Source organism: Chryseobacterium sp. KCF3-3 (genome assembly GCF_045865955.1).
Classification (GTDB): Bacteria; Bacteroidota; Bacteroidia; order Flavobacteriales; family Weeksellaceae; genus Chryseobacterium.
This window is the reverse complement of sequence record NZ_AP035792.1, coordinates 4,240,969-4,267,665: the sequence shown is the minus strand read 5'-3', so window position 1 is coordinate 4,267,665 and position 26,697 is coordinate 4,240,969. Positions and strand designations below refer to the sequence as shown.

29 protein-coding genes are annotated in these 26,697 nt (G+C 35.9%); 11 read left to right on the top strand and 18 right to left on the bottom strand.

Annotated elements, in window-relative coordinates; all coding sequences use genetic code 11:
* Positions 1 to 67 precede the first annotated feature (67 nt).
* The 3 genes from ACKTTZ_RS19000 to ACKTTZ_RS18990 form a co-directional block, all read right to left on the bottom strand.
* The gene (locus tag ACKTTZ_RS19000; RefSeq protein ID WP_407846351.1) at positions 68 to 313 is read right to left on the bottom strand and encodes an N-acetyltransferase family protein; all 246 of its coding nucleotides are present in this window, start codon (positions 311 to 313) and stop codon (positions 68 to 70) included.
* Between the two features lie 63 nt (positions 314 to 376).
* The gene (locus tag ACKTTZ_RS18995; RefSeq protein WP_407846350.1) at positions 377 to 571 is read right to left on the bottom strand and encodes an N-acetyltransferase family protein; all 195 of its coding nucleotides are present in this window, start codon (positions 569 to 571) and stop codon (positions 377 to 379) included.
* 351 nt (positions 572 to 922) lie between these two features.
* Entirely contained in the window at positions 923 to 1,492 is a 570-nt protein-coding gene (locus tag ACKTTZ_RS18990) for a Crp/Fnr family transcriptional regulator (RefSeq protein WP_407846349.1), read from the bottom strand.
* 70 nt (positions 1,493 to 1,562) lie between these two features.
* On the opposite strand from ACKTTZ_RS18990, the gene ACKTTZ_RS18985 reads away from it, so the two are divergent.
* Positions 1,563 to 2,252 (top strand): HAD family hydrolase, encoded by a 690-nt coding sequence (locus ACKTTZ_RS18985; protein ID WP_407846348.1) that lies wholly within the window; start codon positions 1,563 to 1,565, stop codon positions 2,250 to 2,252.
* Between the two features lie 137 nt (positions 2,253 to 2,389).
* Here the strand turns inward: ACKTTZ_RS18985 and ACKTTZ_RS18980 are convergent, their stop codons facing one another.
* On the bottom strand, positions 2,390 to 4,792 hold the full coding sequence (locus ACKTTZ_RS18980) for a prolyl oligopeptidase family serine peptidase (RefSeq protein WP_407846347.1): 2,403 nt from the start codon (positions 4,790 to 4,792) through the stop codon (positions 2,390 to 2,392).
* A 118-nt stretch (positions 4,793 to 4,910) separates the two neighbouring features.
* Here ACKTTZ_RS18980 and ACKTTZ_RS18975 point away from each other — a divergent pair, with 118 nt between their 5' ends.
* Positions 4,911 to 5,060, top strand: a complete 150-nt coding sequence (locus tag ACKTTZ_RS18975; RefSeq protein WP_156106471.1) for a bacteriocin-like protein — start codon at positions 4,911 to 4,913, stop codon at positions 5,058 to 5,060.
* 58 nt (positions 5,061 to 5,118) lie between these two features.
* Here ACKTTZ_RS18975 and ACKTTZ_RS18970 read toward each other — a convergent pair whose 3' ends face one another.
* Positions 5,119 to 5,547 (bottom strand): DoxX family protein, encoded by a 429-nt coding sequence (locus ACKTTZ_RS18970; protein ID WP_407846346.1) that lies wholly within the window; start codon positions 5,545 to 5,547, stop codon positions 5,119 to 5,121.
* A 68-nt stretch (positions 5,548 to 5,615) separates the two neighbouring features.
* Positions 5,616 to 6,491, bottom strand: coding sequence for a GTPase Era (era, locus tag ACKTTZ_RS18965; RefSeq protein WP_062670247.1), 876 nt, complete (start codon positions 6,489 to 6,491; stop codon positions 5,616 to 5,618).
* Positions 6,492 to 6,802: 311 nt separating this feature from the next.
* Here era and ACKTTZ_RS18960 point away from each other — a divergent pair, with 311 nt between their 5' ends.
* The 3 genes from ACKTTZ_RS18960 (at position 6,803) to ACKTTZ_RS18950 (ending at position 8,838) form a co-directional block, all read left to right on the top strand.
* Positions 6,803 to 7,366 (top strand): Crp/Fnr family transcriptional regulator, encoded by a 564-nt coding sequence (locus ACKTTZ_RS18960; protein WP_407846345.1) that lies wholly within the window; start codon positions 6,803 to 6,805, stop codon positions 7,364 to 7,366.
* Between the two features lie 286 nt (positions 7,367 to 7,652).
* Positions 7,653 to 7,985: a multidrug efflux SMR transporter gene (locus ACKTTZ_RS18955; protein ID WP_034696733.1), complete on the top strand. Its 333-nt coding sequence runs from the start codon at positions 7,653 to 7,655 to the stop codon at positions 7,983 to 7,985.
* A 142-nt stretch (positions 7,986 to 8,127) separates the two neighbouring features.
* A complete protein-coding gene (locus tag ACKTTZ_RS18950; protein ID WP_407846344.1) occupies positions 8,128 to 8,838 on the top strand; it encodes a T9SS type A sorting domain-containing protein in 711 nt (236 codons plus the stop codon).
* A gap of 57 nt (positions 8,839 to 8,895) precedes the next feature.
* On the opposite strand, the gene ACKTTZ_RS18945 is transcribed toward ACKTTZ_RS18950, so the two are convergent.
* The 5 genes from ACKTTZ_RS18945 to gpmI all read right to left on the bottom strand — a co-directional run bounded on the left by ACKTTZ_RS18945 (position 8,896) and on the right by gpmI (position 13,829).
* The gene (locus tag ACKTTZ_RS18945) at positions 8,896 to 9,663 is read right to left on the bottom strand and encodes a class I SAM-dependent methyltransferase (protein WP_407846343.1); all 768 of its coding nucleotides are present in this window, start codon (positions 9,661 to 9,663) and stop codon (positions 8,896 to 8,898) included.
* Positions 9,663 to 10,472 carry a type I methionyl aminopeptidase gene (map, locus tag ACKTTZ_RS18940; protein ID WP_407846342.1) on the bottom strand — a complete coding sequence of 270 codons (810 nt, stop codon included), beginning with the start codon at positions 10,470 to 10,472 and terminating at the stop codon, positions 9,663 to 9,665. The genes ACKTTZ_RS18945 and map overlap by 1 nt, the downstream gene beginning before the upstream one ends.
* A 156-nt stretch (positions 10,473 to 10,628) precedes the next feature.
* Positions 10,629 to 11,060: a BT0820 family HAD-type phosphatase gene (locus ACKTTZ_RS18935; RefSeq protein ID WP_407846341.1), complete on the bottom strand. Its 432-nt coding sequence runs from the start codon at positions 11,058 to 11,060 to the stop codon at positions 10,629 to 10,631.
* A gap of 99 nt (positions 11,061 to 11,159) precedes the next feature.
* Positions 11,160 to 12,137 (bottom strand): acyl-ACP desaturase, encoded by a 978-nt coding sequence (locus ACKTTZ_RS18930; RefSeq protein ID WP_034696739.1) that lies wholly within the window; start codon positions 12,135 to 12,137, stop codon positions 11,160 to 11,162.
* 150 nt (positions 12,138 to 12,287) lie between these two features.
* On the bottom strand, positions 12,288 to 13,829 hold the full coding sequence (gpmI, locus tag ACKTTZ_RS18925) for a 2,3-bisphosphoglycerate-independent phosphoglycerate mutase (protein ID WP_407846340.1): 1,542 nt from the start codon (positions 13,827 to 13,829) through the stop codon (positions 12,288 to 12,290).
* Positions 13,830 to 14,022: 193 nt separating this feature from the next.
* Between gpmI and ACKTTZ_RS18920 the strand changes: the two genes are divergently transcribed.
* Positions 14,023 to 14,346 carry a translation initiation factor gene (locus ACKTTZ_RS18920; protein ID WP_034696743.1) on the top strand — a complete coding sequence of 108 codons (324 nt, stop codon included), beginning with the start codon at positions 14,023 to 14,025 and terminating at the stop codon, positions 14,344 to 14,346.
* A 2-nt stretch (positions 14,347 to 14,348) separates the two neighbouring features.
* Here the strand turns inward: ACKTTZ_RS18920 and ACKTTZ_RS18915 are convergent, their stop codons facing one another.
* The 3 genes from ACKTTZ_RS18915 to ACKTTZ_RS18905 all read right to left on the bottom strand — a co-directional run bounded on the left by ACKTTZ_RS18915 (position 14,349) and on the right by ACKTTZ_RS18905 (position 19,624).
* A complete protein-coding gene (locus ACKTTZ_RS18915) occupies positions 14,349 to 15,248 on the bottom strand; it encodes a leucine-rich repeat domain-containing protein (protein ID WP_407846339.1) in 900 nt (299 codons plus the stop codon).
* A 57-nt stretch (positions 15,249 to 15,305) separates the two neighbouring features.
* Positions 15,306 to 17,459: an alkaline phosphatase PhoX gene (locus tag ACKTTZ_RS18910; RefSeq protein ID WP_407846338.1), complete on the bottom strand. Its 2,154-nt coding sequence runs from the start codon at positions 17,457 to 17,459 to the stop codon at positions 15,306 to 15,308.
* 335 nt (positions 17,460 to 17,794) lie between these two features.
* Positions 17,795 to 19,624, bottom strand: a complete 1,830-nt coding sequence (locus ACKTTZ_RS18905; RefSeq protein WP_407846337.1) for a cytochrome-c peroxidase — start codon at positions 19,622 to 19,624, stop codon at positions 17,795 to 17,797.
* Between the two features lie 230 nt (positions 19,625 to 19,854).
* Between ACKTTZ_RS18905 and ACKTTZ_RS18900 the strand changes: the two genes are divergently transcribed.
* Together ACKTTZ_RS18900 and ACKTTZ_RS18895 are read left to right on the top strand one after the other, a co-directional pair.
* The gene (locus ACKTTZ_RS18900) at positions 19,855 to 20,340 is read left to right on the top strand and encodes a hypothetical protein (protein ID WP_407846336.1); all 486 of its coding nucleotides are present in this window, start codon (positions 19,855 to 19,857) and stop codon (positions 20,338 to 20,340) included.
* 22 nt (positions 20,341 to 20,362) lie between these two features.
* The gene (locus tag ACKTTZ_RS18895; protein ID WP_034696753.1) at positions 20,363 to 21,217 is read left to right on the top strand and encodes a nucleoside phosphorylase; all 855 of its coding nucleotides are present in this window, start codon (positions 20,363 to 20,365) and stop codon (positions 21,215 to 21,217) included.
* 257 nt (positions 21,218 to 21,474) lie between these two features.
* Here ACKTTZ_RS18895 and ACKTTZ_RS18890 read toward each other — a convergent pair whose 3' ends face one another.
* On the bottom strand, positions 21,475 to 22,239 hold the full coding sequence (locus tag ACKTTZ_RS18890) for a hypothetical protein (protein ID WP_407846335.1): 765 nt from the start codon (positions 22,237 to 22,239) through the stop codon (positions 21,475 to 21,477).
* Positions 22,236 to 22,661, bottom strand: coding sequence for a MarR family winged helix-turn-helix transcriptional regulator (locus ACKTTZ_RS18885; RefSeq protein ID WP_407846334.1), 426 nt, complete (start codon positions 22,659 to 22,661; stop codon positions 22,236 to 22,238). Before ACKTTZ_RS18885 ends, ACKTTZ_RS18890 begins: the two co-directional genes overlap by 4 nt.
* Before the next feature lie 151 nt (positions 22,662 to 22,812).
* Here ACKTTZ_RS18885 and ACKTTZ_RS18880 point away from each other — a divergent pair, with 151 nt between their 5' ends.
* Entirely contained in the window at positions 22,813 to 23,079 is a 267-nt protein-coding gene (locus tag ACKTTZ_RS18880) for a hypothetical protein (protein WP_253317711.1), read from the top strand.
* Positions 23,080 to 23,157: 78 nt separating this feature from the next.
* On the opposite strand, the gene ACKTTZ_RS18875 is transcribed toward ACKTTZ_RS18880, so the two are convergent.
* The gene (locus ACKTTZ_RS18875; protein WP_407846333.1) at positions 23,158 to 24,435 is read right to left on the bottom strand and encodes a hypothetical protein; all 1,278 of its coding nucleotides are present in this window, start codon (positions 24,433 to 24,435) and stop codon (positions 23,158 to 23,160) included.
* A gap of 254 nt (positions 24,436 to 24,689) precedes the next feature.
* Positions 24,690 to 25,247, bottom strand: coding sequence for a DNA-3-methyladenine glycosylase I (locus tag ACKTTZ_RS18870; RefSeq protein WP_034697595.1), 558 nt, complete (start codon positions 25,245 to 25,247; stop codon positions 24,690 to 24,692).
* A 139-nt stretch (positions 25,248 to 25,386) separates the two neighbouring features.
* Between ACKTTZ_RS18870 and ACKTTZ_RS18865 the strand changes: the two genes are divergently transcribed.
* Together ACKTTZ_RS18865 and ACKTTZ_RS18860 are read left to right on the top strand one after the other, a co-directional pair.
* The gene (locus ACKTTZ_RS18865; protein WP_407846332.1) at positions 25,387 to 25,686 is read left to right on the top strand and encodes a hypothetical protein; all 300 of its coding nucleotides are present in this window, start codon (positions 25,387 to 25,389) and stop codon (positions 25,684 to 25,686) included.
* A 120-nt stretch (positions 25,687 to 25,806) separates the two neighbouring features.
* Complete coding sequence (locus ACKTTZ_RS18860; RefSeq protein ID WP_034697597.1) at positions 25,807 to 26,616, top strand: enoyl-ACP reductase; 810 nt, start codon at positions 25,807 to 25,809, stop codon at positions 26,614 to 26,616.
* Positions 26,617 to 26,697: the final 81 nt, after the last annotated feature.

The following is a 26,697-nucleotide window of genomic DNA, read 5'->3' as shown; positions in this document are numbered from 1 at the left end:
TTCTAAACACGAATAGCACAAATTACATTCACAAATAGACACAAGCTTATTTGCTTTTCTGTTCAATTTAATCTATCTTCTTCCCTAAGATCTTTAAACTTCTCTCCACACCATCTAAGATTGCAACATTAGGAAGGCTTCCCCAATCTTCAAATCCAAAGTGTCTGAACAACTTCAAACTTGGTTCATTATGAAGAAAAATAAGCGCTACAAGGTTTTTTACTCCAAATTTTCCAGCGTTATCAATGCAATACTGAAGAATGGTTTTCCCATACCCTTTTCCTCTGGAGGTTTCGTCCAGATAAATGCTCACTTCTACAGTACCATTGTAAGCCGCTCTTTCATGGAATGAACTGAAACTTACCCAACCAACGGTTTACTTCTGGTCATCTTCAACTACCCAAAGAGGTCTTGTCTGAGGATTATGGTCTTCAAACCACTTTAGTTTGCTTTCTACAGAGACTTCTTCCATATCTGCAGTGACCATTCTTGAAGCAATAGTTGAGTTGTATATGGCTACGATTTTATTTAAATCTGCCAACTCAGCATTTCTGAATTTTAATTTTTCCATGAATATTGGATTCAACTTATTCTCATGCAAAAATACTAAATTTTAAAAACACCCCTGTAAATTTTATATATTTTATCCAAATTTTAATATTAAAATAGAAAAACCCCTTAAAATAACACCAATATTCACACCTATATCAATGTTTTGTTTTTTTTGAAGACGCAAAGGCGCAATAAGATTGAAGGCTAGAATATTTTTAAGACGCAAGGATTTTATCTCCGATAAAATTGAATACGCAAATATTGCCGTTCAGAGATTATGCAAATTTTGCAGATTGTTATGGAAAAATCTGCGCAATCTCCTCAATCTGCGAGAAAAATAATCGTAATTTCATTAGCATATTCAACAAAATTATTTCAAATCTTTTAAAATTCTATTTAAACTTCTTACCGCAATTCCAAGATAAGCCGCCATATCTTCTTTGGAGATCTGAATATTCTGCTTAGACTGCATTTGAAGCAATTGTTTTAAAGTATGTTCTACCGTATAGAGTTGCTGATAGGAAGCTCTGCTGGATGTATTAATAATTCGTTCTGCAAAAGACTCTAAAAGAAGATTGTTCAGCACAAGATCATTTTTAATTAAAGATTTAAAAGCGGTAATCTTTACAGCATATACGGTAACTTCCGTGAGCGCTTCAATACTGCATAAGCAATTTATATTCTTGATAAGCTCCACTTCTCCTATCACTTCACCACTTCCCAGAAATTCTACAATGTATTCTTTTCCGTTCTCTTCAACGAAATAACATTTGACAATGCCTTCTTTAATCAACATAACATGAGAAAGCTGATGATCCTGTACCAGTATTTTATCCCCTGCAGAAAAAGACTTTACTATAATATCATCACTATCATTCTGCTTTTCATACAGTTCATCCAGATAGTTTAAAAATGTCTGATTCGTTCTTAACATATTCATCTGGGACAAATGTCCTTTTCTTATTGAGTTTTTATATTGAATTTTGTGGACAGAAAATTACAAAACAAAAATGAATAATCATATTACTACGATTGCCTTTGATGCAGATGACACGCTTTGGATCAACGAACCTTATTTTCAGGAAGCAGAAAAAGAATTCTGCATGCTTCTTGAAGATTACCTTCCACAACATTCGGTATCACAGGAATTGTTTACAACAGAAATGCAGAATCTTCATTTGTATGGCTATGGAGTAAAAGGATTTATGCTGTGTATGATTGAAACCATCAGTAGAGTTTCTAATAATACAGCTTCATTAGAATTAGTCAACAAAGCTATTCATCTGGGTCAGGAGCTTCTTCAGAAACCTATAGAATTATTGGACGGTGTAACCGAAACCCTTGAAAGTTTAAAAGGAAAATACAGACTGGTTGTTGCCACAAAAGGCGATTTACTGGATCAGGAGCGTAAACTGAAAAATTCAGGGTTACAGGATTATTTCCATCATATTGAGATCATGAGTGACAAAAAAGAACTCGATTACAAAAAGCTTTTGAAACATCTGGACTGCCAGCCTGAAAATTTCCTGATGCTTGGAAATTCTATTAAATCAGATATTCTGCCGGTATTAGAAATCGGTGGATCAGCAGCTCATATTCCTTATCATGTGACCTGGAGTCATGAACAGCATGATGTTAACCTGGAGCATCCAAATTTTATGGAGCTTAAAAGTATTAATGAAATTCTGAAGCATCTTTAATTTTTAAAACCATTAAGTTTTATTAAGAGGATAAGATCATTAAGATGAGCTTCGCTTTAAGTTTTAATACAACCTTCCTTATTATATTTTTTAATCAAAAAAAGAGACTGTTTCCTATAAACAGTCTCTTTTATTATTTATTTCTTCAGGCACTTTTCAAGGAACTGATCCTGTTCCCATAAAAGGTGGAAGATATTCTCTTTAGCCTGGTATCCGTGGGCTTCTTTTGGAAGAAGAACCATTTTTACCGGAGCTCCAAGATTTTTCAGTGCCTGGAAGTATCTTTCCGTCTGCAATGTAAATGTTCCCGGATTGTTATCTGCATCCCCATGAATCAGAAGAAGTGGTGTCTTCATTTTGTCTGCATGCATGAACGGAGACATCGTGTTGTAGATTTCCGGAACATCCCAATAGTTTCTCTGCTCACTCTGGAACCCGAATGGTGTCAAAGTTCTGTTATAAGCACCACTTCTTGCAATTCCACATGCAAAAAGGTTAGAATGTGTCAGAAGGTTTGCCGTCATAAATGCACCGTAAGAATGTCCTCCTACAGCCACTTTCTTTCTGTCGATATATCCTAAATGATCTACAGCATCAATAGCAGCTGCTGCATTGGCTACTAACTGAGGAATAAAGGTATCATTAGGTTCTGTTTTTCCTTCACCGATAATCGGGAAAGCAGCATCATCAAGAACGGCGTACCCTTTCGTCGTCCAGTATACAAAAGACCCGTAGTAAGGGAATGTAAAATCGTTAGGGTTTTGGGTATTTTGCCCTGCAGTATTTTTATCTTTATATTCTGTAGGGTAAGCCCAAATTAACAGAGGAAGTTTATCTTTTTTTGCTTTTCTGTCATAATTGGCAGGAAGATAAAGAGTTCCCGTTAAAGTAACACCATCATTTCTTTTGTAAGTAATTACTTCTTTGTAAACGTCTTTGATACTTTCAAAAGGATTGGCAAAGTTGGTTACAGCTTCTGCTTTGTTAGATTTAATATTCTTTTTAAAGTAATTAGGGTATAGGCTTGGTGACTGCTGAGTAGTAAGAATTTCACCTTTTGATGCATTAAGAATATCAATGATTTCTTCTTTACCATTTTTTACATTCGAAGTGTATAGTCTTTTCTTTTTCAGGGATTTTACATCCATTTCATCAATAAAAGGATGCTGTCCGTCTTTGGTAAATCCATCTCCGATCAGGTAAGCTTTTCCGCCCTTCATATCGATTACATATCTTCCGTATTGGTTTTTTGTAGTGTTAAAATGTCCGGGATCACTGTAAACATCCTGATAGTTTCTGTCATCAAACACTTTAGATTCTCCATTATTGGTATCTATCAGGTAAGATTTTGTATTTCTTGTGTCATACCAGCCTTCTGAAACAATAGCATAATGGTCATTAGTCCAGACTACATCATCATATCTCTGCTTGGTTTTAAAGAAAGATTTAGGAGCTGCTGTAAAGGGAGCTTCCCAGGTAAATATCTCATCTCTGTACTCTGTTGTTTTAGACTGATCTCCTCCATCCAAAGCTTCAGCAAAAGTAAGTGTTGCAGGCGCATCACTTCTCCATGCCATATCTCTTTTTCCGGTTCTTACAGAGGAGAATCCCTTTGGCATAATTTCATTCAAAGGAACTTCATTCACTGTTTTCACTGTGTTTCCTTTCATATCATACACTACCGTTGTTGACGGAAATCTGTTAAGCGGAACAATATAGGAGAATGGCTTTTTGATCACGGTAGCCAACAGGTAATTTCCGTCCGGAGAGAAACTCAATCCGGTATACATATCCTGGTCTTTTAATTTCTTAAGATTTCCTGTAAGATCTACATTATAAATTTCAGAAGCTGTAAGCGTTTCAAAGTTCTTTTCGTCCTGAGGATTTTTCAAAAGATCCTGATAGGTTCTGTTTTGAGAAACTTTACCATCTGCGGTGGAGACAATCGGGCCTGTAGGAAGATCCTTGCTTGCATCTATCAGAGCGGGTCTGTTTTGTGGAAGTGTTCTGATCAGGAAGCTTTGAGAGTCATTATACCATACATAAGGTATTCCTAAATTGGCATTCAGATTATCAGTCGTAATTTTTTTAGCAGTGGCTGTTTCCATATCCACTACCCAAAGTTCTACACCTTTAGCGGTTGTATTGGTAAAAGCCAGTTTCTTTTCGTCCGGTGAAAAGGAAACGTAAGCAATTTTTGGATTAGAAGGCAGATCTTTTACCTGAATCTCATTTTTATCATTGATCTTTCTGATCTTCAGATTATTGGAGTAGGTCATGCTGCTTGAAATATTAGTAACCGGATTAATTCTAAGTCCGCCAAGCTTCATTTCATTCTGACTGAGGTCCTCCAACGTTTTATATGTAGGGCGATAAGTAAACACTACCCAGTCTTTTTTGCTGTTCATCAGAACACTTGGAGGTCTTTCATAATCTGCCAGTTTTAAAATCTCAGCAGAAGGTTTCTGATACGTAATATTTTCCTGTGCATCATAAAAATTGAGAAATGCCAGAAGGCAAATAGTCAGTTTTATCTTCATATAAATTCATTTTCTACGAATGTAGTGAATTTTAAAAGAATTTTAACATTGAAAAATAAGACTCCTTTTGGTGTCATGTTTATTTTTTTATTACATTTATCTTACAAATTAAAATAATATGAAAAATTTAAAAAAATTATCAAAAGGAAATTTAAAAATGATTAACGGAGGAAGTGCTCCATTATGTGATGCAGGCTTTATGGCTTGCAGAGTAAGGGATGAAAACGGAGCCCTGATTTGGGAATGCTTACCTAACTGTAATTATTAATAACAGAAAAGGCACTTCATTTCCTGAAGTGCCTTCTTTATTTTGTATGGTTGTAAAATTACCAGTCTGAAGCTCTTTTTCTTCTTTCAATCATATGATCTACTGAAACTTTTCCAGCTCCAATTACCATCAATAAAAGATAAACAGAAAGATAAATAAGGCTCATTTCTCTTTTTTCGAATGGATCTGCTCCATGAACTACAAAACCTGCAATGATCATTGTAAAGATTAAAAATCCCAGAACTACTCTTGTAAAAAGCCCCAATATCAGGAGTATTGAACATACAAATTCAGCAAAAACCGTAAGAATCAGTGATACCTGCGGTCCTAATCCCATAAAATCAAAAAACTCTATTTTACCTCCTGCCAATAGCATCTGAAGCTTTGGAAAACCATGAGAAAGCATAGCAAAACCAACAAACACTCTTACTGCCAGTAAAATAATATCTTTAGGTATTGAGCTGAAATTTGAATTATTATAGTTCATGTACTAAAAAATTTATACTAAGGTAGTAAAAAATCTTTTAATACAACGGGATTACAAGCTATTTTAGTCTATCTGTAACCGAAATTTTTAAGATCTCTATCGTTCTTTCTCCAGTCTTTTTTCACCTTTACAAAAAGGTTTAAATGAATTTTTTTGGTGAAAAACTTCTCAAGGTCTAATCTGGCTTCAGTTCCAACTTTTTTAATCGCTTCTCCTTTGTGCCCGATAATAATTCCTTTTTGGGTATCTCTTTCTACATAAATAATAGAGTCTATAAAGATAATTCCTTCTTTCTCCTTGAACTGTTCAGTCACAACTTCTACAGAGTATGGAATTTCTTTATCATAGTTCAAAAGAATTTTCTCACGAATTGCCTCATTAACGAAAAATCGTTCAGGTTTGTCTGTGTACTGATCTTTATCGTAGTAAGGCGGATTCTCAGGAAGCAAAGATTTTATTTTAGGTAAAATAACTTCTGTATTGAAAGCATTCAATGCAGAGATAGGTAAAATCTCAGCCTTTGGAATTCTGGCATGCCAATCTTCTACCAATTTTTCAAGACCTGCCTGATCCGTCTGGTCTACTTTATTTAATAAAAGAAGTACAGGAACAGGGATTTTATTCAATTTATCAATTAAAAATTCTGATGGTTCTGCTTTATCGGTAACATCTACAATAAATAGAAAAACGTCAGCATCCTGCAAAGAATCTTTTACAAAATCCATCATTTTCTCCTGCAGTCCGTATTTTGGATCCAATACTCCCGGAGTATCAGAAAATACAATCTGAAGATCATCTTCATTATAAATACCAAAAATTCTGTGGCGGGTTGTCTGAGCTTTCTGCGTTACAATCGCCAACTTCTCTCCCATCAATTGGTTAAGCAAGGTCGATTTTCCCGCATTGGGCTTTCCAACTATATTTACAAATCCAGCTTTGTGCATAAAAATAATATTACGAACTGCAAAGTTAGTAAAACAAAACTGGTCTTTACAGTTAATCTTGATTTTTAAAGAAAAAAGAGAGTTATATTGTGAAATACAGGATTGTAAAAGCTCAAACCACCCCGTCAAAAATTCTTTGAATTTTCGCCACCCCTCCAGAAGAGGGGAATTTTGCTCTTTCCTTGGTAATTTTGAAGATAAATAAGTTGAATCCGGAATAATTTTATTACAATATTTCTGATAAAAAATATCTGATAATTTTGTATTGCATTACTTAAAACTGATATTTTTGACTATTAGAATTCATCTTTATGAATATAGACCAGATTCTTGATAAGGTTTACCTTCTTCCTGAGACCTCAAAAAACAGTTTAAAAGAGCATATCACCGAAGTTTCCCATCCTAAAGGCTTTTGTCTGATGGAAGCTGATAAAGTGATTCCTTATCTGTATTTTATCCGGAAAGGAATTGCACGTGCTTATTCTTCAACAGCTGACAATGATATTACTTTCTGGTTCGGAAGCGAGGGACAATGCATTCTCTCGATGAAAAGCTATGTGGAGGACAAACCCGGTTATGAAAGCATCGAATTACTTGAAGACTGCGAGCTGTACAGAATGGAAACAGAAAATCTAAGAAAACTGTTCAATGAAGATATTCATATTGCCAACTGGGGACGAAAGCTGGCAGAAGCAGAGATGATAAAATCCGAGGAACTGATTATTTCAAGACAATTCAAAACGTCTCTGGAACGTTATAAAGATATTATTAATTATCAACCTGACTTACTTAAAAGAGTTCAGCTCGGCTATATTGCGTCTTATCTTGGAATTACGCAGGTGAGTTTAAGTAGAATTCGGGCGGAGATTAAATAAATTTAAAGATTTAAGAATTGAAATATTTAAAAATTCTTATGTTTCGGCTAAAGCCTGAGGTATGATTATTTATATTGAAAGCGAGCGGACTAAAGTCCGCCCCTATTGATATTGATATTGATATTGATATTGATATTGATATTGATATTGATATTGATATGTCTGCTGTTTTTCATCCAGCTCCCATCTTCCCTCCTTTAAAACTATTCTCAATTTCATTTTTTAACAATTGTAAAATTTTTTCTCCTGTCAAATTCTGAAATTTGCAGTAGTAAAATTTTAAAGAATGAATTGGTTAATATTAGTTATCGCAGGATTATTTGAAGTTGCCTTCGCATCATGTCTGGGAAAGGCAAAAGAAACATCAGGAACTGAAATGTACCTGTGGTACGCAGGTTTCCTGGTAACAATGACAATCAGTATGCTTTTACTGATCAAAGCTACTCAAACCTTACCTATCGGTACTGCTTATGCGGTATGGACAGGAATTGGGGCTGTGGGAACTGCTTTAATGGGGATTATTTTCTTTAAGGATCCTGTAAGTTTTTGGAGAGTATTCTTTATTGTAACGCTTATTGGTTCTGTTGTAGGATTAAAAGCTGTATCTTCTTCACACTAGAAAGTGCATAAACTTCTATCTATATTTAAAAATGGAAACCGTCTTTGTAATGAAGGCGGTTTTTTTTAAATCATTTTCAGGTTTTGATTTATTTGACAAGAAAAAGAAATTCTTTTATATCTTTATCGGAAACTTTTAACCTATGAAAAAAATTCTATTCCTTTTAGCAGGTGGTTTACTGACTGCCCAGCAAACCTCCGAATTACTTTCCAACAACTGGTATATTTCCAAAATGGTAACAAGCAGCGGACAAACCACCAACACACCTTTAATAGATAACGGAGTTCCTGCTACTACATTTAATTCGGCGGGAGGAACAAACTATGTTATGAATTCCAGATATTATAATACTTCCATAATGGGTTTCGGGATTATGCCCGGAAGCAATAATCTGATCAAAACATCGAACGCATGCACTCTTTTGTTTTACAACGGAGGAAATGCAGCACCTGTTCGTGCTTATGATCAGAAAAACTGTGATATTTATAATTTAGGAGCTTATGCATCCATATACAGTTACGAGATTACAAACAATGGCAGCGTAAAGACTTTGATGATTACAGATCCTTCGGGAAATAAAATCTACTATAACAATACTGACCCATTGAGCACTAAAGAAGCTGGCGTAGTAACGAAAACCTTTAAAGCATATCCCAACCCCGTAAAAGAGGTTCTGCATCTTGAAAATATTGAGAGAAACCTTCCTCTTAAGGTCTATGATCTGTCAGGAAAACTGGTATTTGAAACGATAACCAACAGCAACAAGATATCAATTGATACCAGCCGCTTACAAAAAGGGCAATATATGGTAACGATAGAAAATTATAAGTCATACCCTTTTGTCAAAGAGTAAAAACAGAACATTTTATGTATATAAAAACCCGTTTCAGTAGCTGAAACGGGTTTTATTTTATTTTTTATAAACTACAGGTAAGATCTCATTATGTCTTAATCCGTATTTTTTTATTTCTTCTTCAGAGAATTTCTGTGAATAGAAGTTGGGCTCTATTTCGAAGCCTGCTTTTCTTAGGCGGTCAAAATAATCCATACCATACCAGCGAACATGATCGTACTGTCCGAAGTGTTTCTGGCGTTCTTTCGGATCTTTAATGGTAAAATCTTCATAGGTTTTCTCCAATGAATTTTTCATCGGAACCTGAAGAATTCCCCAGCCACCGGGTTTCATTACCCTGTACAGCTCACTTATTGCTTTGGCATCGTCTTCAATATGTTCCAGAACATGGTTACAGAAAACAATATCAAAACTTTCATTCTCAAAAGGTAAATCCAGAATATCAGCCTTTACATCTACTATCGGAGAAAATAAGTCTGCTGAGATATAGTTCAGATTACTCATTCTCTTAAATTTCCTTAGAAATTCCTGTTCAGGAGCGATATGCAGAACTTTATAATTTTTAATAAAAAAATCAGTTTCATTCTGAAGATACAACCACATCTGACGGTGTCTTTCCAGACTTAAAGTCCCTGGAGAAAGAGCATTTTCTCTTTGTTTTCCATATCCATAAGGAAGAAATTTCCTATAAGATCTTCCGTCAATAGGATCATAGAACTTGTCTCCTTTGAAAAACTGATAAATAAGCGGTCTTGCCCAGATGCTCAATTTAATAAGCATAGGACGTGGAATTTTATTCAGTAAAAGCTTGGTAACCTTTTTCATTAAAAATCCAGTTGGAACTGCTTTTCTTCATCACTTACAATACCTAAAGCTTCATATACATATTCAAATGTTGAAAGCAATACCGGTTTACCGTTGATCACTGCCACATCATGTTCAAAGTGAGCAGAAGGCATATTATCTAAAGTAGTTACTGTCCAGCCATCATTATGGAACTTCACTTTTTCAGTTCCCATATTTACCATCGGCTCGATCGCAATTGCTAAACCGTCTTTAATTACTTTCCCGCTTCCCTGTCTTCCATAGTTAGGAACTTGTGGATCTTCGTGCATTTTTCTTCCTAATCCGTGTCCTACAAGCTCTCTTACTACTCCATACCCTTCTTTTTCACAATGTGCCTGAATTGCATGGGAGATATCTCCAATTCTTTTTCCTCTGACAACCTGCTCAATTCCTTTGTATAAAGATTCCTTGGTAACCTGTAATAATTTTTTAACCTCAGGCTTCACTTCCCCGATTTCAAAAGTATAGGCATGATCTCCTACGAAACCGTTAAGAATAACTCCACAGTCTACGGAAAGAACATCTCCTTCTTTCACTACATCATTGTTTGGGAAACCATGAACTACCTGCTCATTCGGAGAGATACATAGAGAGTTTGGAAATCCTCCGTATCCTAAGAATGCAGGCTCAGCACCATGATCTTTAATAAAATCATGAGCCAGTTTATCTAAATATAAGGTAGTAATCCCCGGTTTAATTTCTTTTGCCAACATTCCCAATGTTTTAGAAACCAGTCGGGCACTCTCCTTCATCAGACGTAATTCGTCTATCGTTTTTAATTGAATCATTGTATATAGATGTTAGATATTAGATGTTAGAAGCTAGATTACAACATAATGTGTATTTCTATATTATAACAATCTATAAACTCTTTTTGATAAAAAACAGAAGCTTTGATTGGCCGTTAAAAACTAACGTCTAATACCTAGCTTCTAATTTCTATTTTACCAAAAAAGTCCTTTTTTCTTTTCTTTTTTAAGTTTTGAATAGGCAAGAACTTCTTTTCCTTCTACACGGAATTCTATTCTTTCCTGAATAATGTTATAAATCTCACCCCATCCTGGAAATCCTCCTAAGTTTCTGTCATCAATAAACCAGTCTGCATCTAATTTTCTGGACTGATTTTCAGGGTCAAAAGTTTCTCCTTCGAAACTAGAGTTCACAGAATAAAATTCTATTCCGTTTTTTTTACAAAACTCTACTGCTTCATCTAATGTTTTTCCGTGTCTGTAAGTCCAAAGTATAAGTCTGTATCCTTCAGCCTGGAGTCTTTTCAACGTTTCGAATGCAAAGGTTTTTGGTTTTCCAATTGCCGGGTAAGCGTCATCAACAATAGTTCCGTCAAAGTCAACAGCAATCTTTTTATTATTTAACATTTTGTTCTTTTTTTAGCTTTGCAAAGATAAGAAATAAAAAGAGTGCCAAAAAGAAAGGCACTCAATACTTTTATATTTTAAATAATAATATAGATCTTATTAGCTTTTTACCCAGCTAAACTGGAACTGAAGATCCGGAGTAGAAACTCTGTCTGTGATCTTCTGTAGCCTTGCAGGAAGCTTCATCAGGTATTCCTGAGCTTTTTCTGCTTTTTCTGTAAGTCCTTTTACGTGCTCAATTTTCCATTCATCTAAAAGGTCTTTCATAATATTGATGTAATCCTGACCTGTGTAGACCATACATCTTTGTGCAGCATCTGAGAAATGTCCCCAAAGTTCACCAGCTTTTTGTCCGGACTGTCTCATTAAGTGAGCAGGCATTACAATTTTCTTACGCATCATATCTTCGAATGCAAGAATCATTTCTGAAGGATCTACTTCAAGGATTTTTGCTACGAAATGTTTGTATGCTTTAGCGTGTCTTGCTTCGTCTGCGGCAATAACCCCACACATTTTTGCTAATTTTCCGTTTCCGGATTGTTTTGCCAATGTTCCTACTCTTCTGTGAGAGATATTGGTAGCTGTTTCCTGGAAACTTGTATAAATGAAGTTTCTGTATGGGTCCATACTTGTTCCCAAATCGAATCCGTCATTGATAAGGTATTGAGTTGTGATTTCCACCTCTCTCATGTTTACTCTTCCGCACAGATAAAGATATTTGTTTAATAAATCTCCGTGTCTGTTTTCCTCAGCAGTCCATGCTCTTACCCAGTTGGCCCAGCCTACTTTTTCTTCCTGATTGATACCGTCAACACCCATCAACCAAGACTCATAGGAAGGAAGTGCCTCTTCTGTGATACAGTCACCGATAAGAGTTACAAAAAGATCATAAGGCATTTCACGGGCAAAAGTCTGAATTTCTTCTAAGTCATGTTTAAACTCATCGCTTGAAGGATCTGGTAAATAATCGGAAGGCTGCCAGATTTTTTCAATTGGCGTTAAAAATTTATCAAGAAAAGAACCTACTTCCTTTTCCAATAATCCCATTACTTCTTTCCTAACAAGCTTTTGATACATTTTACTATTCAGTTTTAATTTACAAAGATAAGATTTATTTATTATTTAACGCATAATAAAGTATGCAAGTCATACCTTATCTGACATAAATCATAAAAAAAATGCCGCTGCAAAAGCATAACGGCATTTTTTTAACAATATTATTGAATATTAATTAACCAAAACTTCTCCAGTCATTGCATCTGGTATTTCAACGCCCATTACTTTAAGAATGGTAGGCGCTACATCCCCCAGTTTTCCTGGTTTTAAATTCCATGTGTGGTCTTTATCCATAACGATAAAAGGAACCAGATTTGTTGAATGCTGGGTATTAGGAGTTCCGTCTGCATTAATCATAACATCAGAATTTCCGTGATCGGCAAGAATGAAGACAGCATATCCGTTTTCATAGGCAGCTGTAGCTACTTTTTCAATACACTGATCTACCACCTCAGCAGCTTTTACAGCAGCTTCAAAAACGCCTGTATGCCCAACCATATCTGTATTGGCGAAATTCAGACATACAAAATCAGCGGTTCCCTGCTCCAGTTCCGGCACAATAGCATTGGTGATATCATATGCTGACATTTCCGGCTTCAGGTCGTAAGTAGGAACATCTTTCGGGCTTGGGCAAAGCAGTCTTCTTTCACCTGAAAACTCCAGTTCTCTTCCTCCTGAGAAGAAGAAAGTAACGTGTGGATATTTCTCTGTTTCTGCAATTCTGATCTGGGTTTTTCCATTTTTTTCAAGAATTTCACCCATTGTTTCCGTCAGTACATTTTCATCAAAAACTACCTGTACATTCTGGAAGGTTTTATCATAATTCGTTAATGTGACATAATAAAGGTTCAGCTTTTTCATATCATATTCCGGGAAATCTTTCTGAGAAAGCACTTCCGTAATCTCTCTACCTCTGTCTGTACGGAAGTTGAAGCAGATTACTACGTCATTATCAATGATTTTTGCTACCGGCACTACATTTCCTGTAGCCGTAGTATTCATCAGAATAATTGGTTTCAGGAATTCATCGGTAACGTTGTTGTCATAAGAAGCTTTAATAGAAGCCAACGCGTCTGTTGATGGCTCACCTACTCCTTCTACAAGAGCATCATAAGCCAGTTTTACACGCTCCCATCTTTTATCTCTGTCCATCGCATAGTATCTTCCTACCACTGTTGCCAGTTTTCCTGTAGTAATTTCCATATGTTTCTGAAGCTCATCGATAAATCCTAATCCTGAGTGCGGATCACAGTCTCTACCATCAGTAAATGCGTGAACAAAAACGTTATCATTCAATCCGGACTCTTTTGCAGCGGTCAGTAATCCTTTTAAGTGGTTGATATGTGAATGTACACCTCCATTGGAAACCAATCCGATAAAGTGTACTTTTTTATTTTCTTTTTTGGCATATTCAAAAGCATCCTGGATCACTTTTTCCTGACCCATTGTTCCGTTTTCAACGGCCATATTCAGTTTTACCAGGTTTTGGTAAACTACTCTTCCGGCTCCCAGGTTCATGTGCCCTACTTCAGAATTCCCCATCTGTCCGGCTGGTAAACCTACAGCCAATCCACTTGCTTCAAGTGTAGTATGTGGAAATTTCTGGTAACAGCTGTCTATGAATGGTGTATTTGCTTTATCTATTGCAGAAACGTTAGGGTTTGTTCCCAATCCCCATCCGTCAAGAATGGCCAATATTGCTTTTTTCGACATTTTATAAAACTTTTGTTAGACAAATTTACCTAATTTCCTATGAATAGAAGAATTTGAAGGCTCGAATTTTATGGATTGCTGATGATCAGTCATCTAACTATGCAAAGGTTTAAAACCTTGACACCGTTAGAAAAATTAAAATTTCGTTGATTATTACCCTTCATTAATCAGTAAATCTTTTTAATTTTGCAGTATGGATTTACGAGATCAATTGAAGAATCTTTTTCCTGATCATGAAGAGCAGGATTTTGAGATGCCTGAAGAGCAATTCAAGCAGAAAGAGCCTTTGGTATGCAAATTTGAGAAAAAAGGGAGAAACGGTAAGCCTGTAACGATTGTTGAAGGCTGGGAAGGCAGTGAAGAAGACCTGAAAAAAATCTCAAAGAAAATAAAAACCACCTTGGGTATAGGCGGTTCTGAGAAGGATGGAACGATTATCATTCAAGGCGATAACCGTGATAAAATCATGAATATCCTTAAAGAAATGGGCTATAAAACCAAACGTGTTGGCGGATAGTTCTAGAAATAGATCTGGGTCTCCGGTAGTAAGGTTTTTAAGTTTTCAATAGTAGATTTTTCTATAGGATTTCCTGTAAGAATCAATGTTTTCAGATTTTTAAGCTGTTTGATTTCTACAGGAATATTTTTCAGATTATTGTTGGCCAGATTCATGCTGACGATATTTTTCAGTCCTTTTACTTTGGGAGATAACTCTGTGATATTATTTCCACTTATATTCAAAAATTCCAGATTCTTTGCTCTGAAAAGATTTTCCGGAAGTCTGATAATAGCATTCTGCTGCAGTTCAAGATATTTTAAATTTTCGGGAAAAGACAAATTCTCAAGATCATTGATCTGATTATCTGAAAGATTCAGGAATTTCAGGTTTTTGATTTGATCCAGTTTGTCTGCAATAAAGCTGATCTGGTTTCCCTGAAGGTTTATTTCTTCCAGCGTTGGAATTTCCATAAGAGCCTCGGGAAAAGTATTCAGATTATTGGCATCAAAATGTACAACTTTTAGGTTCTGAAGTTTTGCAAGATTAGGATTAATGCTTGTCAGGCTATTCAGATTCATTGAAAAAGTAGTCAGTTTCTTCAGATTGCTTACCTCATCCGGAATATATTTAATGCTATTTTCATTCACATTTAATATTTCCAGTTCTTTTAAGGCAAAGAGTTCCTGATCCATTTTCTCAAGCTTATTGGCCATAATATTCAAAAAGAATAATGAATTCAGCTTTACGATCTGAGGAGGAAGATTAAAAAGACCTTTCTCTCTGAAACTCATACTGTAAACTGTTTTTTCACTCTTTAATGCCTCTTCGATATTGGTAAAAGTAGGATACTTCACCGGATCAATCTGTGCTTTGATCTGAGAAAGAGAGACTATGGAAATCAATAAGAAAAGCTTTTTCATACAAATAAAAGGTCTGCCAGCAACCAAAGCTGCCGACAGACAAGAATTATAAATAATTTATTTCTTTAAAAGTTTAACTGTTTTCTGGAATCCACCTTCAGCTTCAATATTTAAAACTAAAACTCGTGATCCTTCCAACTGTTGTGTGAAATCAAGGTCCAATACTTTATTGGTTCCGTTGAATTTCTTCGTGTAAACGATTTTCCCATCCATGCTGTAAGCTGTTACAGAAATATCTTTCAATCCTTTTACAGAATTGATTTTCACAATTCCTGAAGTTGGGTTTGGTGCTACCGTTACTGTATTTTCTGCAGTTTTGGAATCAATAGTTCCTAAAGTCCCTTCAGTTCCAAGATTATTTTTAAGTGCAATGACAATCGTTGCTGATTTTCCTCTGTAATCAATCGTATTTCCTGTAGCATCTACATCTGTAGAAATCGTTGAATCCGGATGCTGAATAGAGAAGAAACCAAATTTGTGATCAGGGGTAAACGTCAATCCTGTAGGTTCTGAACCAGCCGGCATAGAAGCAAATAATCTTACTTTAGGATTAGCCTGCGTGTGATCAGGAGCAATGACCCAGATATAGTTTTTACCACCATCCTGAAGTACCCAAAGGTTTCCAAGTTCGTCGAAAGTAAGGTTGTCATTTCCATCTCCCCACGCTTCAGATTTCATTCCCTGAGCAGTGTTGAAAGAATATACAGAAGAACCTCCTCCTACAAATGTTTCTACCTGAGAAGCCGTAGTTCCGTTATCCTGTAAACGGTATACTCTGTCTAATCCTTTTGCCGTAAAATAGATTTTACCATCCAGCGGACTGATATCCACATCTTCTACTCCATTGAATTTTGTTCCACCTAATGACAGGGCATTGGTATTGGTATTATTCTGATCAACTTTAGTTTTGTTCGGAACCTGAATCCATGTGGCTGTTGTTCCTGCCGGATCTCCCGCAGCAGTTAATCCCTGATCCAGTTTCAACACGTAAAGGTTTCCTGAAGAGAGATCATTAGGAGTATCCATTACATATTTGTACACCAAGTGAGTTCCACCGTCTTCACCATAATAAGCTGTAGTTCCTGCATTATTGATCACTACATTTTCATGGTTCATGATTCCCATCTGCCAAAGTTTTCCTTTGGTACCGTCAGTATTCTTAGAAATTACCTGTGCTGTAGCAGGATCAATTTCTACCAACCAACCGTAATCTTTGTACCCATCATTATTCACATCATTGGAAGTAACAGATTCTTCAGCTGTCACCACAGTTCCCCAGGGCGTAATTCCTCCTGAACAGTTTCTGATCGTTTGCACCAAACTTGGATCTGAGAAACTTACGGCTCTTGATTTTGTCAGCTGCCAAAGCTTTGAAGTAGCGTTATAGTTAACTTCTGCCATGGTAACTCCTCCAGGATTCGTCTCATGGTTTACAGAAAGATATCCGTTTGTACTGCTTCCTGTTTTTGGAACATAAGCGGTAAAGTCATTCTGACCACCTACCAATCCTCCGCCTTCAGTATAGTTGTCTCCTTCTTTTAAAATCAGCTGGTATTTGTGTTCAGTCGGGATAATTAATTTATTGGTTTGAGCTGTAGGAACAATAGAAGTAAAACAGCTGATATGGGTTCCGTTACAAGCTACAGGGATAGTTGTATTGGTGGTTGTTTTCAGATAAGCATCAATTCTTAAATCTGAACTGGTTGTACTTCTGTTGTGTAATTCAATAGAAAATCTGTTAACACCGTTTACAAACTTGGATTTTGGAATAGAGAAAATGTTATAAACACTCTCTGCTGCACCGTCAATAGTAGTACTTGAGAAAGTATTGAATGTAACAGCACCTGCAGGCATATTGTCTCTTACAACTTCTTCTCCGTTAAGGTATACAATAATACCATCGTCTCTCATCACTCCAAGTTCCATAGTATCAGAAAGTGTTGAAAGATCTACTGTAAAATCTTTAGCAAAATAAGCGGTTGTAAGTCCTGAGTTGATGGTCGTTGTTACAGGATCTCCATATCCTAACGGGCCGTTTCCAACTGCCCATGTTGAAATGTCATACGTCTGAGCATTCCATCCGGCTGGTTGAGCCTGGTTGTTATCTTTGTAGCTCCATGACGCATTCTTATTGAATATCAAAGTCTGCGCCTGAAGACCAGAACTGGCCAGTATAGCCAAAGCTCCCACTGTTAGTAGTTTTTTCTTCATTTTTTATTTGATTTATTAGACCTTGCAAAACTATTTTTTTAGAGCTTTTTCTCTGTTAATAGGATTTTAAATCTAAATCGTCCAATATTAACTTATCAAAAACCTAATGTTAAGGGGATTAATTTTTTGTTAAATGATGCGGATTACGGGGTGCGGGATTCGAGATGCGAGGTGCGGGATTTCGGGATGTGGGTGCAAATACAGAAATTCAGGGATGAAATAAGCTGAGCAGCTGATGTGTTTTCTTGCGTATCTTCAATTATAACACATTATAATCCGAACCTCGTACCCCGAACCGCATTTCAAAACCCCGAATCTCGAATCCCGCACCCCGCCTATTTCGCTTTACTCACATCCGTAAGAGCATTCAGGAAGGCAATGATTTGTTTCATTTCTGTTTCGCTAAGGTTTAATTTATCAGGAGCAAGGGTTTGGTTTTTCATTTTTAAACCTAATCCTTCTCCTCCACCTTCGTTATAAAAATCAAGAACTTCTTCTAAGGTATTAAAAGCTCCGTTATGGAAATAAGGTTTGGTAAGGGCAATATTTCTAACGGTCACTGTTTTGAACGAATAATCATAAATCCATGATTTTTCCTTTTTCACAGGGCTGTTTCCTCTTCCCAGGTCCTGATCAAGCTCTACAGGAAGCTGTTTGATCGGTCTGGTAGTTATTCCAAGGACTTCAGATTCATTTTCATTAAAAAATGGTGGTACCAATCCGGAAAAGGTGGGTGCAAAATGACAGGTTGCACAATTGGCTTTTCCCATAAAGAGGTTGAACCCTTTTTTCACATCATCGGAAACATTCTTTTCATTTCTCATAAAACGGTCAAAATCGCTGTCAAATGAATATAATGAAGCCACATAAGAGCTTAATGCTTTTGAAAAATTTTCTTTACTGATCTTTCCATCCTTAAAAGCTGCACGGAAAGCCTTTTTATATTCAGGTTTTGTTTTTAGTTTCTGAATAATATTTTCGTAGCTTGTATTGAATTCCTGTTCATTATAAATGACGTGTTCTGCCTGCTGTTCCAGATAAAAAGCACGAAGATCATAGAAAAATCTTTTGGCAAAAACGGCATTATATAAAGATGGTGAATTTCTCAAAACTGTTTTCCCTTCCACATTACTTTGTGATTTTGGTTTCAGGTCTGTAAAAGCATTTTCCTGAAGATGGCAAGTCGCACAGCTCATTTTCCCGTTACCACTTAAGTTCTGATCGTAGAAAATGGATTTCCCAAGGTTTCGGAGTTCCGGATTATCTTCTGATGATTTTAATAAGGTATAAAAATAAGGGTCTAAAAAATCGCTACTGAAAAAATTTTTGTTTCCCACATTCCAGCCTGAGAATTCTTTAAGGTCATCTGGTCTTCCATCCCATTTCCCGAACTCTTCATACAAAGGCTGTACATATTTTTTATAAAACCCGATTCTGTCAAAAGTTTCAAAATCTGTATTTTTGGAAAGGTAGCTGATTGCTTCCGTTAAAGTCTGGTTGGCTTTCTGAATATTATAATTTTTAAAATAGGGATCATCATTGATGTATTTCTGTATTCCTGCAAGAGCATGACTTGTTTCCTCAGAAATATTCAGAGAACCCGGCGTATCAAAACCAGAAACCCCAAGTGAATAGATTCTGATCAGCTCTATACGCAAGGGCAATGTTTTGTTGTTTCCTTTGCTCAACCCATTTTTTAAAGCACTTAAATAAAACCCTGAATAGCTGTTGTATAAAAAGGTAGTGATAGTCTTAATCTTTTCTTTCTCATTTTCTGCATCATCTGAAAATATAAGTTCATCAAGCACCTGCAATCCTTCAGGAGGAAGTGTGTATGATGATGTCCCAGCCGCTTCGATGTGAAACAAAGGTGCTGCGTTAAGGTGAGTTTTGGTAAATTCAGGATAATGATAAGCGATATAGAATTCAACTTCTTTGAATGAATTTCTTGTACTACTTAGTGATTTTTGCAGCTCTTCCAGGGAAATACGGTCTTCAGAGAACTTATCAACATCTGATTTCAGCTGTTCAAGCTTGGTTTTAAAGTCGGACAACCCTTTATTGACAAATGTATTTTCGCTTTCTTTTCCTTTATAAACAGGATTAAAAGACATTACTGCAAATCCTATCAGAAGGACGATTACAAGCAGTGGATAAGATCTCATGAATTTTTAGCGGCAAAACTATTAAACTGATGTTATCTCAGTTTTAATAACAGATTAAATAATGTTTATATTTCTGATAACATATTTTTCACTAATTTTAAACCCCGAAATCAAATTCATTATTCTAAAGGAAACGGTTCTTCGAAATACCGGTAAAAATAATGGCGGGAGATTATTGGGCGAGGATTTTTTTAAATTGAATTCAACACATCAAAAACTAAAATAATATTATGAAAACAAAACTATGGTTTGCTGTTGCAGCAAGTTTCCTTTCTATGACGGCATTTTCCCAGAAAAAAAAGCAACCGGAAAAACAGTCCGGAAAGCCACAGGAAATGGCCGTATATGCTGAGAAAAAAGGTTCCGATTATTACCTGATCCGCCTTGAAAAGGATAAAGATATTCCTAATGTTTATGTGTATTCAAACGGTGTCACAAAACCCTATAAAAATTATACGGACCTGAAAGATATTGTCACAGAATTTCCGGGAATGATGACTTCCAACAATTCAACAAAGGAAGAACTGATTTCTATTCTTAAAAAAGATGATCACTTCTACGAAATCACTTCACAGAGGAAAGATCCTAAAAACATTGAAAAGACGGTCATTACTGTATATGAGGTAATGAATGGTCAGAAAAGGATTGTAGAAGAATACAATGACATCTACGAGGTTATGGCATCTCCTTATAAAGAAGCTATTATGATTAATTAAAAAAACAAAAAATATACATATTATGCTAAACAAACTTGCTGCCTCAGAACTTGTTCTGAATGAAGACGGAAGTGTATACCACCTGAATCTTTTACCTGAAGATATTGCTGACAAAATCATCCTTGTAGGTGATCCTGACAGAGTGGCAAAAGTTTCAAAATACTTTGATACTGTAGAAATCAAAAAAAATAAAAGAGAATTCTATACCCATACAGGAACGCTTCGTGGAGAAAGAATTACCGTAATGTCTACCGGAATCGGAACTGAAAACATCGATATTGTGATGAACGAGTTGGATGCTTTGGTAAACATTGATCTTCAAAACAAAGAATTCAAGACTGAGCACAAAGCGCTTGAGCTTTTCCGTATGGGAACTTGTGGTAGCGTAAACCCTGATGTACAGGTAGACAATATGCTGGTAACGCAGAATGTAGTAGGTTTAGACGGATTGATGCACTTCTATCAGGATTACAACTTCGAAAATGAATTTTCTAAGAGTTTCCTGGAAAAATTCCCTTACGAAAGAATCAAGCCGATGCTTTATTTCTCAGACTGGGCAGAAGAAATGGGAGAATACTACAAAGATGCCAAATACCACGGAAATACGGCAACATTCCCGGGATTCTATGCTCCACAGGGAAGACAGCTTCGTTTAAAAGCAGTAGATGATCAATTCTTAGAAACGTTGAATGATCTTGGCATTACCAATTTTGAGATGGAAACTTCTGCGATCTATGCTCTTTCAAAATTATTAGGACACAAAGCTATTACCGTTAATAACGTTATTGCCAACAGAAGACGTGGAGAATTCTCTGCGGACCACCATGCTTCTGAGAAAAACCTTATTGAATGGGTATTGGAAAGAATTATTAAATAATTATTTTATTGATAATAAAGATAAAACCTCCGGAAACAGTTTCCGGAGGTTTTTTATTAGGTTTTGGCTAAAGCCAATGGAATCTGATTTATTTTGAAAACGGGCTAAAGCCCGTTCCTATTGAATTTGTATTGTAGAATCCTGTTCATTTCATGACGAATAAAGCTTATTACTTACTCTGTCATTCCGATTTCTATGACAAAGGGTATCATAAGAATTGAGTATGTATAAATGGATGGAAGACCCAATCCAATTAATTATAAATGAAACATCCTCGGATCCGGATATTGAAATACATAATCCAGTTCTGAAACCAACTTTGAAGACAGAACCTTTTTTCCTTTCCCCTCAAATACTTCATCATCTTCAATATTTTTCTGGGCATTAATTACCTGGCTTTTTGCCGGATGAATCGGAGCTGTAACATTATATAGCTTTGATTGGGTTTCCTTTTCAATCATTTCCGAAATAATCCTACTGATATCAGCATAATGAATATGATTTACAGCGTGATCAAGGTTGCTCACATTATAGTTTTTCAAAAGTCTGTTGTCTCCCATCAGCCCGCCAAGTCTTAAAATATTAAGTTGGGGATACTTATTTCTCAACATTCTTTCGCCTGATATTTTTTCCAAAGGAATGTCTTCTTCTGTAAAATCCTGGGGCAGATCAGGATAAACTCCTGTAGAACTCATCAGGAACATCTGTCCTTTAAAGTCTCCTATAAAAGTTGACAAATTCTGAATTCTATTGTATAAAGAACTTACACAACAGCTTTTTTCAGAAACAGGAATTGTGATAATCAAAACATCCATGTTTTTAACTTCTTCCCATTGGGAAAGAGGTTCTGCCAGCTGATAGTCCGGGAAAGAAGCCATTACAGCATGAATTCCTTTATTATTCAGTTGATTTACTTTGCTTTCTGTTGTGGTCGTGGTTGCCAGCACATATTTTCCGGATAAGGAAGATGCGAGTCTTTCTCCCAGCCAGCCATAGCCTATAATTCCTATTTTCTTCATCATTTGGACACAGTTTGAATTGATAATATTTCGTCTAAAGAAGCCATCAGTTGAGTTTTTACTTCATCACTCAAATGCATACAGCTCTGAACGGCTTTAGGAATATCTTTTGCTTTTTCTTTAAGCTTTACTCCCTGCCCTGTAAGGTTGATCAGTACTACTCTTTCATCTTCTGAGCTACGGGTTCTGATAATCAGTCCGTTTTTCTCCATACGTTTCAATAATGGGGTAAGTGTTCCGTTGTCAAGATGAAGATATTCACCAATCTTTCCGATATTCATTCCGCCATGTTCCCATAAAACAGTCATTACCAGATATTGGGGATAGGTCAGTGAAATTTTATCAAGATAGGGCTTATACAACCCTGTAATATACCGTGAAACCGCATACGTTTTAAAACATAAATGTTCTGATAAAGGGATCATTGTTTTCTTTTAAGACACAAAGATAATTTATTTACTTTGTGCACAATATTTTTGTTTAAAATATTTTTTATTCAATTAAATAAAAGGAAACATCTTTGTTTCAGGCTGTGATTATTTTATTATTTTAGCAAAAACTAACCATTGATTGAACATGAAAAATTCACCTCAAACAGAAAACAATAAACTTTCAGAACTCTCCACTGAGGAACTTACAAAAGAAGAAAAAAAACGTTCTGCTGCTCATATTTCCTTTTGTATTATTATGGGAATGCTGGTAGGCGCCTGCATCTATGTTACCATTAAGAAAGGGTTCAATGGTATTACTCCGCTTCCTCTGGCTTTTTTCCCTTTATATCTTATTATTAGAAAAAGCTGGCAAAATGCCCGAAAAGAACTTCAGTCCCGAAAACTTAATTGAAATTGACGGTCAATAAAAAAAGGACTTCCACTCCGGAAGTCCTTCACACCATATCAACTATAATAAAAAATCTATTATTTAAAACTCATTGATCATCACATAAAAGTGTCCGGAGTACAAACTGTTAGCTGTTCCCGAAATATTAGTGAGATTAATTGTAATACTGGAAGCAGAAGTCAACCTTGGATTCGAGATGGAAAATGAGGAATTTCCTGAAAAATCTCCTGCCGGAGAAACTACGACTACAGCTCTTGTAGAACCAGGCTGATATTCTGCCGGAACAGAAATATCGATGGTTGTAGATTTTCCCGGAGGCAAATTATTGATCGAAATTCCAGGCCATGCTTCAAAACTGATCTGACTTTTCTGGACACTGCCCTTTTCTCCTAATTTAAACTGTCCGCTTACATCCAGTTTTGCAGAGACATTCGGAGTTCCGGTACCAATACCTACATTTGCATTGCTATTTCCCAGAACAATAGCATTGACCTGTGAAGTAGCAGCTCCATATCCTACAGCAGTTGAAAATTGTCCTAATGCATTGGCTTCCGAACCTAGAGCAGTAGAATTCTGGCTATTTGTTACCGCATTATATCCCAAAGCTGTTTCACTATTGGTATTCGTTTTTGCATTGTATCCTAATGCGATGGACTGAAATCCATCTGCTGAGGAGTTATTTCCTACTGCAACAGATTCATTACTGCCGGTCTGCGCATGAAAGCCTATTGCTGTAGATCTGAACCCTGCTGCTGTCGTTTTATTTCCTACTGCTAACGCTTCATTGCCAGAAACTGCTGTTGCACTCCCAATAGCAATTCCCATAAATGCCGAACTAGCACTTCCCAAAGCAATACCATTCTGACCTGCATTTGAACCTATCCCGAGGCTTACAGAATTATCAACTCCCAGTCTTCCGGCTGTTAAAGCATTTACTTTAAAGATGAGATCATCATAGGTTTTTGTTCCTAAAGCAAGCGTTGTATTAGAGCCTCCATAATTCCCGACATTTGTACCTGTAAGGTTCCAGTTGGTTCCATCCTCTGTTTTAGTGGTATTACCGCCGTTTGCTAAAATTTTATTCCATTTTGATTCAAACCAGTAATAAAAACCAATTTCTTTCAGGGTAGAGTTTCCGTTATTCCATATGATAAGACCTTCTGCCGGAGAAGGGATGGTAATATTGTCTGTTGTAGTGGTAAGCGCAATACTTGGAAGGAGTACTCCTTTATTATTGGCTTTAATGTGAAGCATTGCTGATGAATCCGGATTCGGTAATCCAATCCCAACTTGTGCATATGTAAAAATACTTATTAAAAATAAGAGAAGTGTGAACTGCGGTTTATAGTCTTTTTGCATTCCTTGCATTTTTTGCAGGTGCAAATATACAAATTTTTAATAAAATCACAATTATATTAAAAACTTAATAATTAAAAACACGTTATAGTGATTAAAATAAAACTTAATCACAAAACAATGAAAAATGTTTAATATCAATCAATTAACTAATGTAGCATTCATTAGACTTTTCAAATATCTCCTATTTTGCGTTTAATTTTTTAAATTATAAAATTAATAATAAACTTCACTAAATATTGAATAAAAAGCAACAGCTATTTTCTGAGAAAACAATTTTTTAAGTGATCATTGACCATTCCGGTAGCCTGCATATGGGCATAAATAACAGTAGAACCAACGAATTTGAAACCTCTTTTTTTAAGTTCTTTGGAAATAAGATCAGAAATCTCTGTTGTGGCAGGAACGTCGGATAATGTTTCGGGACTGTTGTCTATTGGTTTTCCACCAATAAAATCCCAGATATAGTTGGAAAAACTTCCAAACTCCTTTTGAACTTCTATAAATTTCTGGGCATTGGTGACAGCTGACAGAATTTTAAGTCTGTTTCTGATAATTCCGGGGTTGTTCATGAGCTCTTCAATCTTTTTATCTGAATAAGCAGCTACTTTCTTATAATCAAAATCATCAAAAGCTCTTCTGAAATTTTCCCTCTTAGATAAAATGGTATACCAGCTCAAGCCAGCCTGAAAACTTTCCAGAATCAGGAACTCAAATATTGTTTCATCATCATACACAGGTCTTCCCCACTCTTCATCATGATACTTCCTGTAGAGGTCATCTTTTTCGCACCAGCCACAACGTATTTTTTCCATAATAATCAATTTTTATCACTTAAAGTTACTACCGATTTAGGAAAATATAACAAAATATTATGAAAAGTTTAACAGAGAGGTTCAGTTTTAGGAATGGTTATTGTTTAATTACTGATACCAAACTAAAATTTATACTATTATGAACAATTCAGAGTACAACAAAGCGGAAAATGCAGTAAACAATGTAGAAAATTCTTTACAGAATGCAACGGACAAAGCCAAATGGAAAATCAATGAATTGGCAGACAAGGCTAAAGATTATATCAATGAAAAGAGGAGTAATGATCAGGAAGCCAGCCAGGAAGACTGGCTAGACAGGGTAAAAGCTAATGTATCCGATGCCTGGGAAGATATTAAGGATAAAGCGGATGAAGCATGGGAAAAAACCAAAGATGCGGCAGAGGATGTAAAGGCAGAATGGAATAAGAAAACCAATTAGTATTTCAGTCATATAAATATTTTCAATAAAATGGAGTCTTAAATTGATAAGGCTCCATTTTTTATTATGCCATAAGCACAATTATTGTTACATTTGTATTATAATAAACATTAAAAAATTATGTCATACGGTTTACTTAAAGGCAAAAAGGGAATTATTTTTGGAGCCCTTAATGAACAATCTATCGCATGGAAAGTTGCTGAAAGATGCCATGAGGAAGGTGCTGAATTCATTTTATCTAACGCTCCTATTGCTTTGAGAATGGGAGAACTTAATGGTTTAGCAGAAAAAACAGGTTCTGAAGTAATAGGTGCTGATGCTACTTCTATAGAAGATCTTGAAAAACTTTTTGATGCCGCTGTTGCAAAATTTGGAAAAATCGACTTTATCCTTCACTCTATCGGAATGTCTATCAACGTAAGAAAAGGAAAACACTATACAGAAATGAATTACGACTGGTTGGAAAAAGGCTGGGATATTTCCGCTGTTTCTTTCCATAAAGTAATGCGTGTAGCTTGGGAAAAAGACTGTATGAACGAATGGGGAAGTATTTTGGCCCTTACTTATATTGCAGCTCAGAGAACATTCCCGGACTACAATGATATGTCTGATAACAAAGCGTATCTGGAAAGTATCGCAAGAACTTTCGGAAACTATTGGGGAGAAAGAAAAGTACGTGTAAATACAGTTTCTCAGTCTCCAACAATGACTACTGCCGGTAGCGGTGTGAAAGGTTTCGGAGGATTCCTTGGATATGCTGAAGATATGTCTCCACTAGGAAACGCTACAGCTCTTGAATGTGCAGATTACTGTGTAACTTTATTCTCTGATCTTACTAAAAAAGTAACCATGCAGAATCTTTTCCATGATGGAGGTTTCAGCAGCTCAGGGGTTACTCAGAAAGTAATCAGTAAATATGACGCTGAATAATTTTAGTCAAAAAAGGCGTGAACTGAAAAAGTTCCTTTTAAAATAAATTAAAGAGGCTGTCCAAAAAGGACAGTCTTTTTT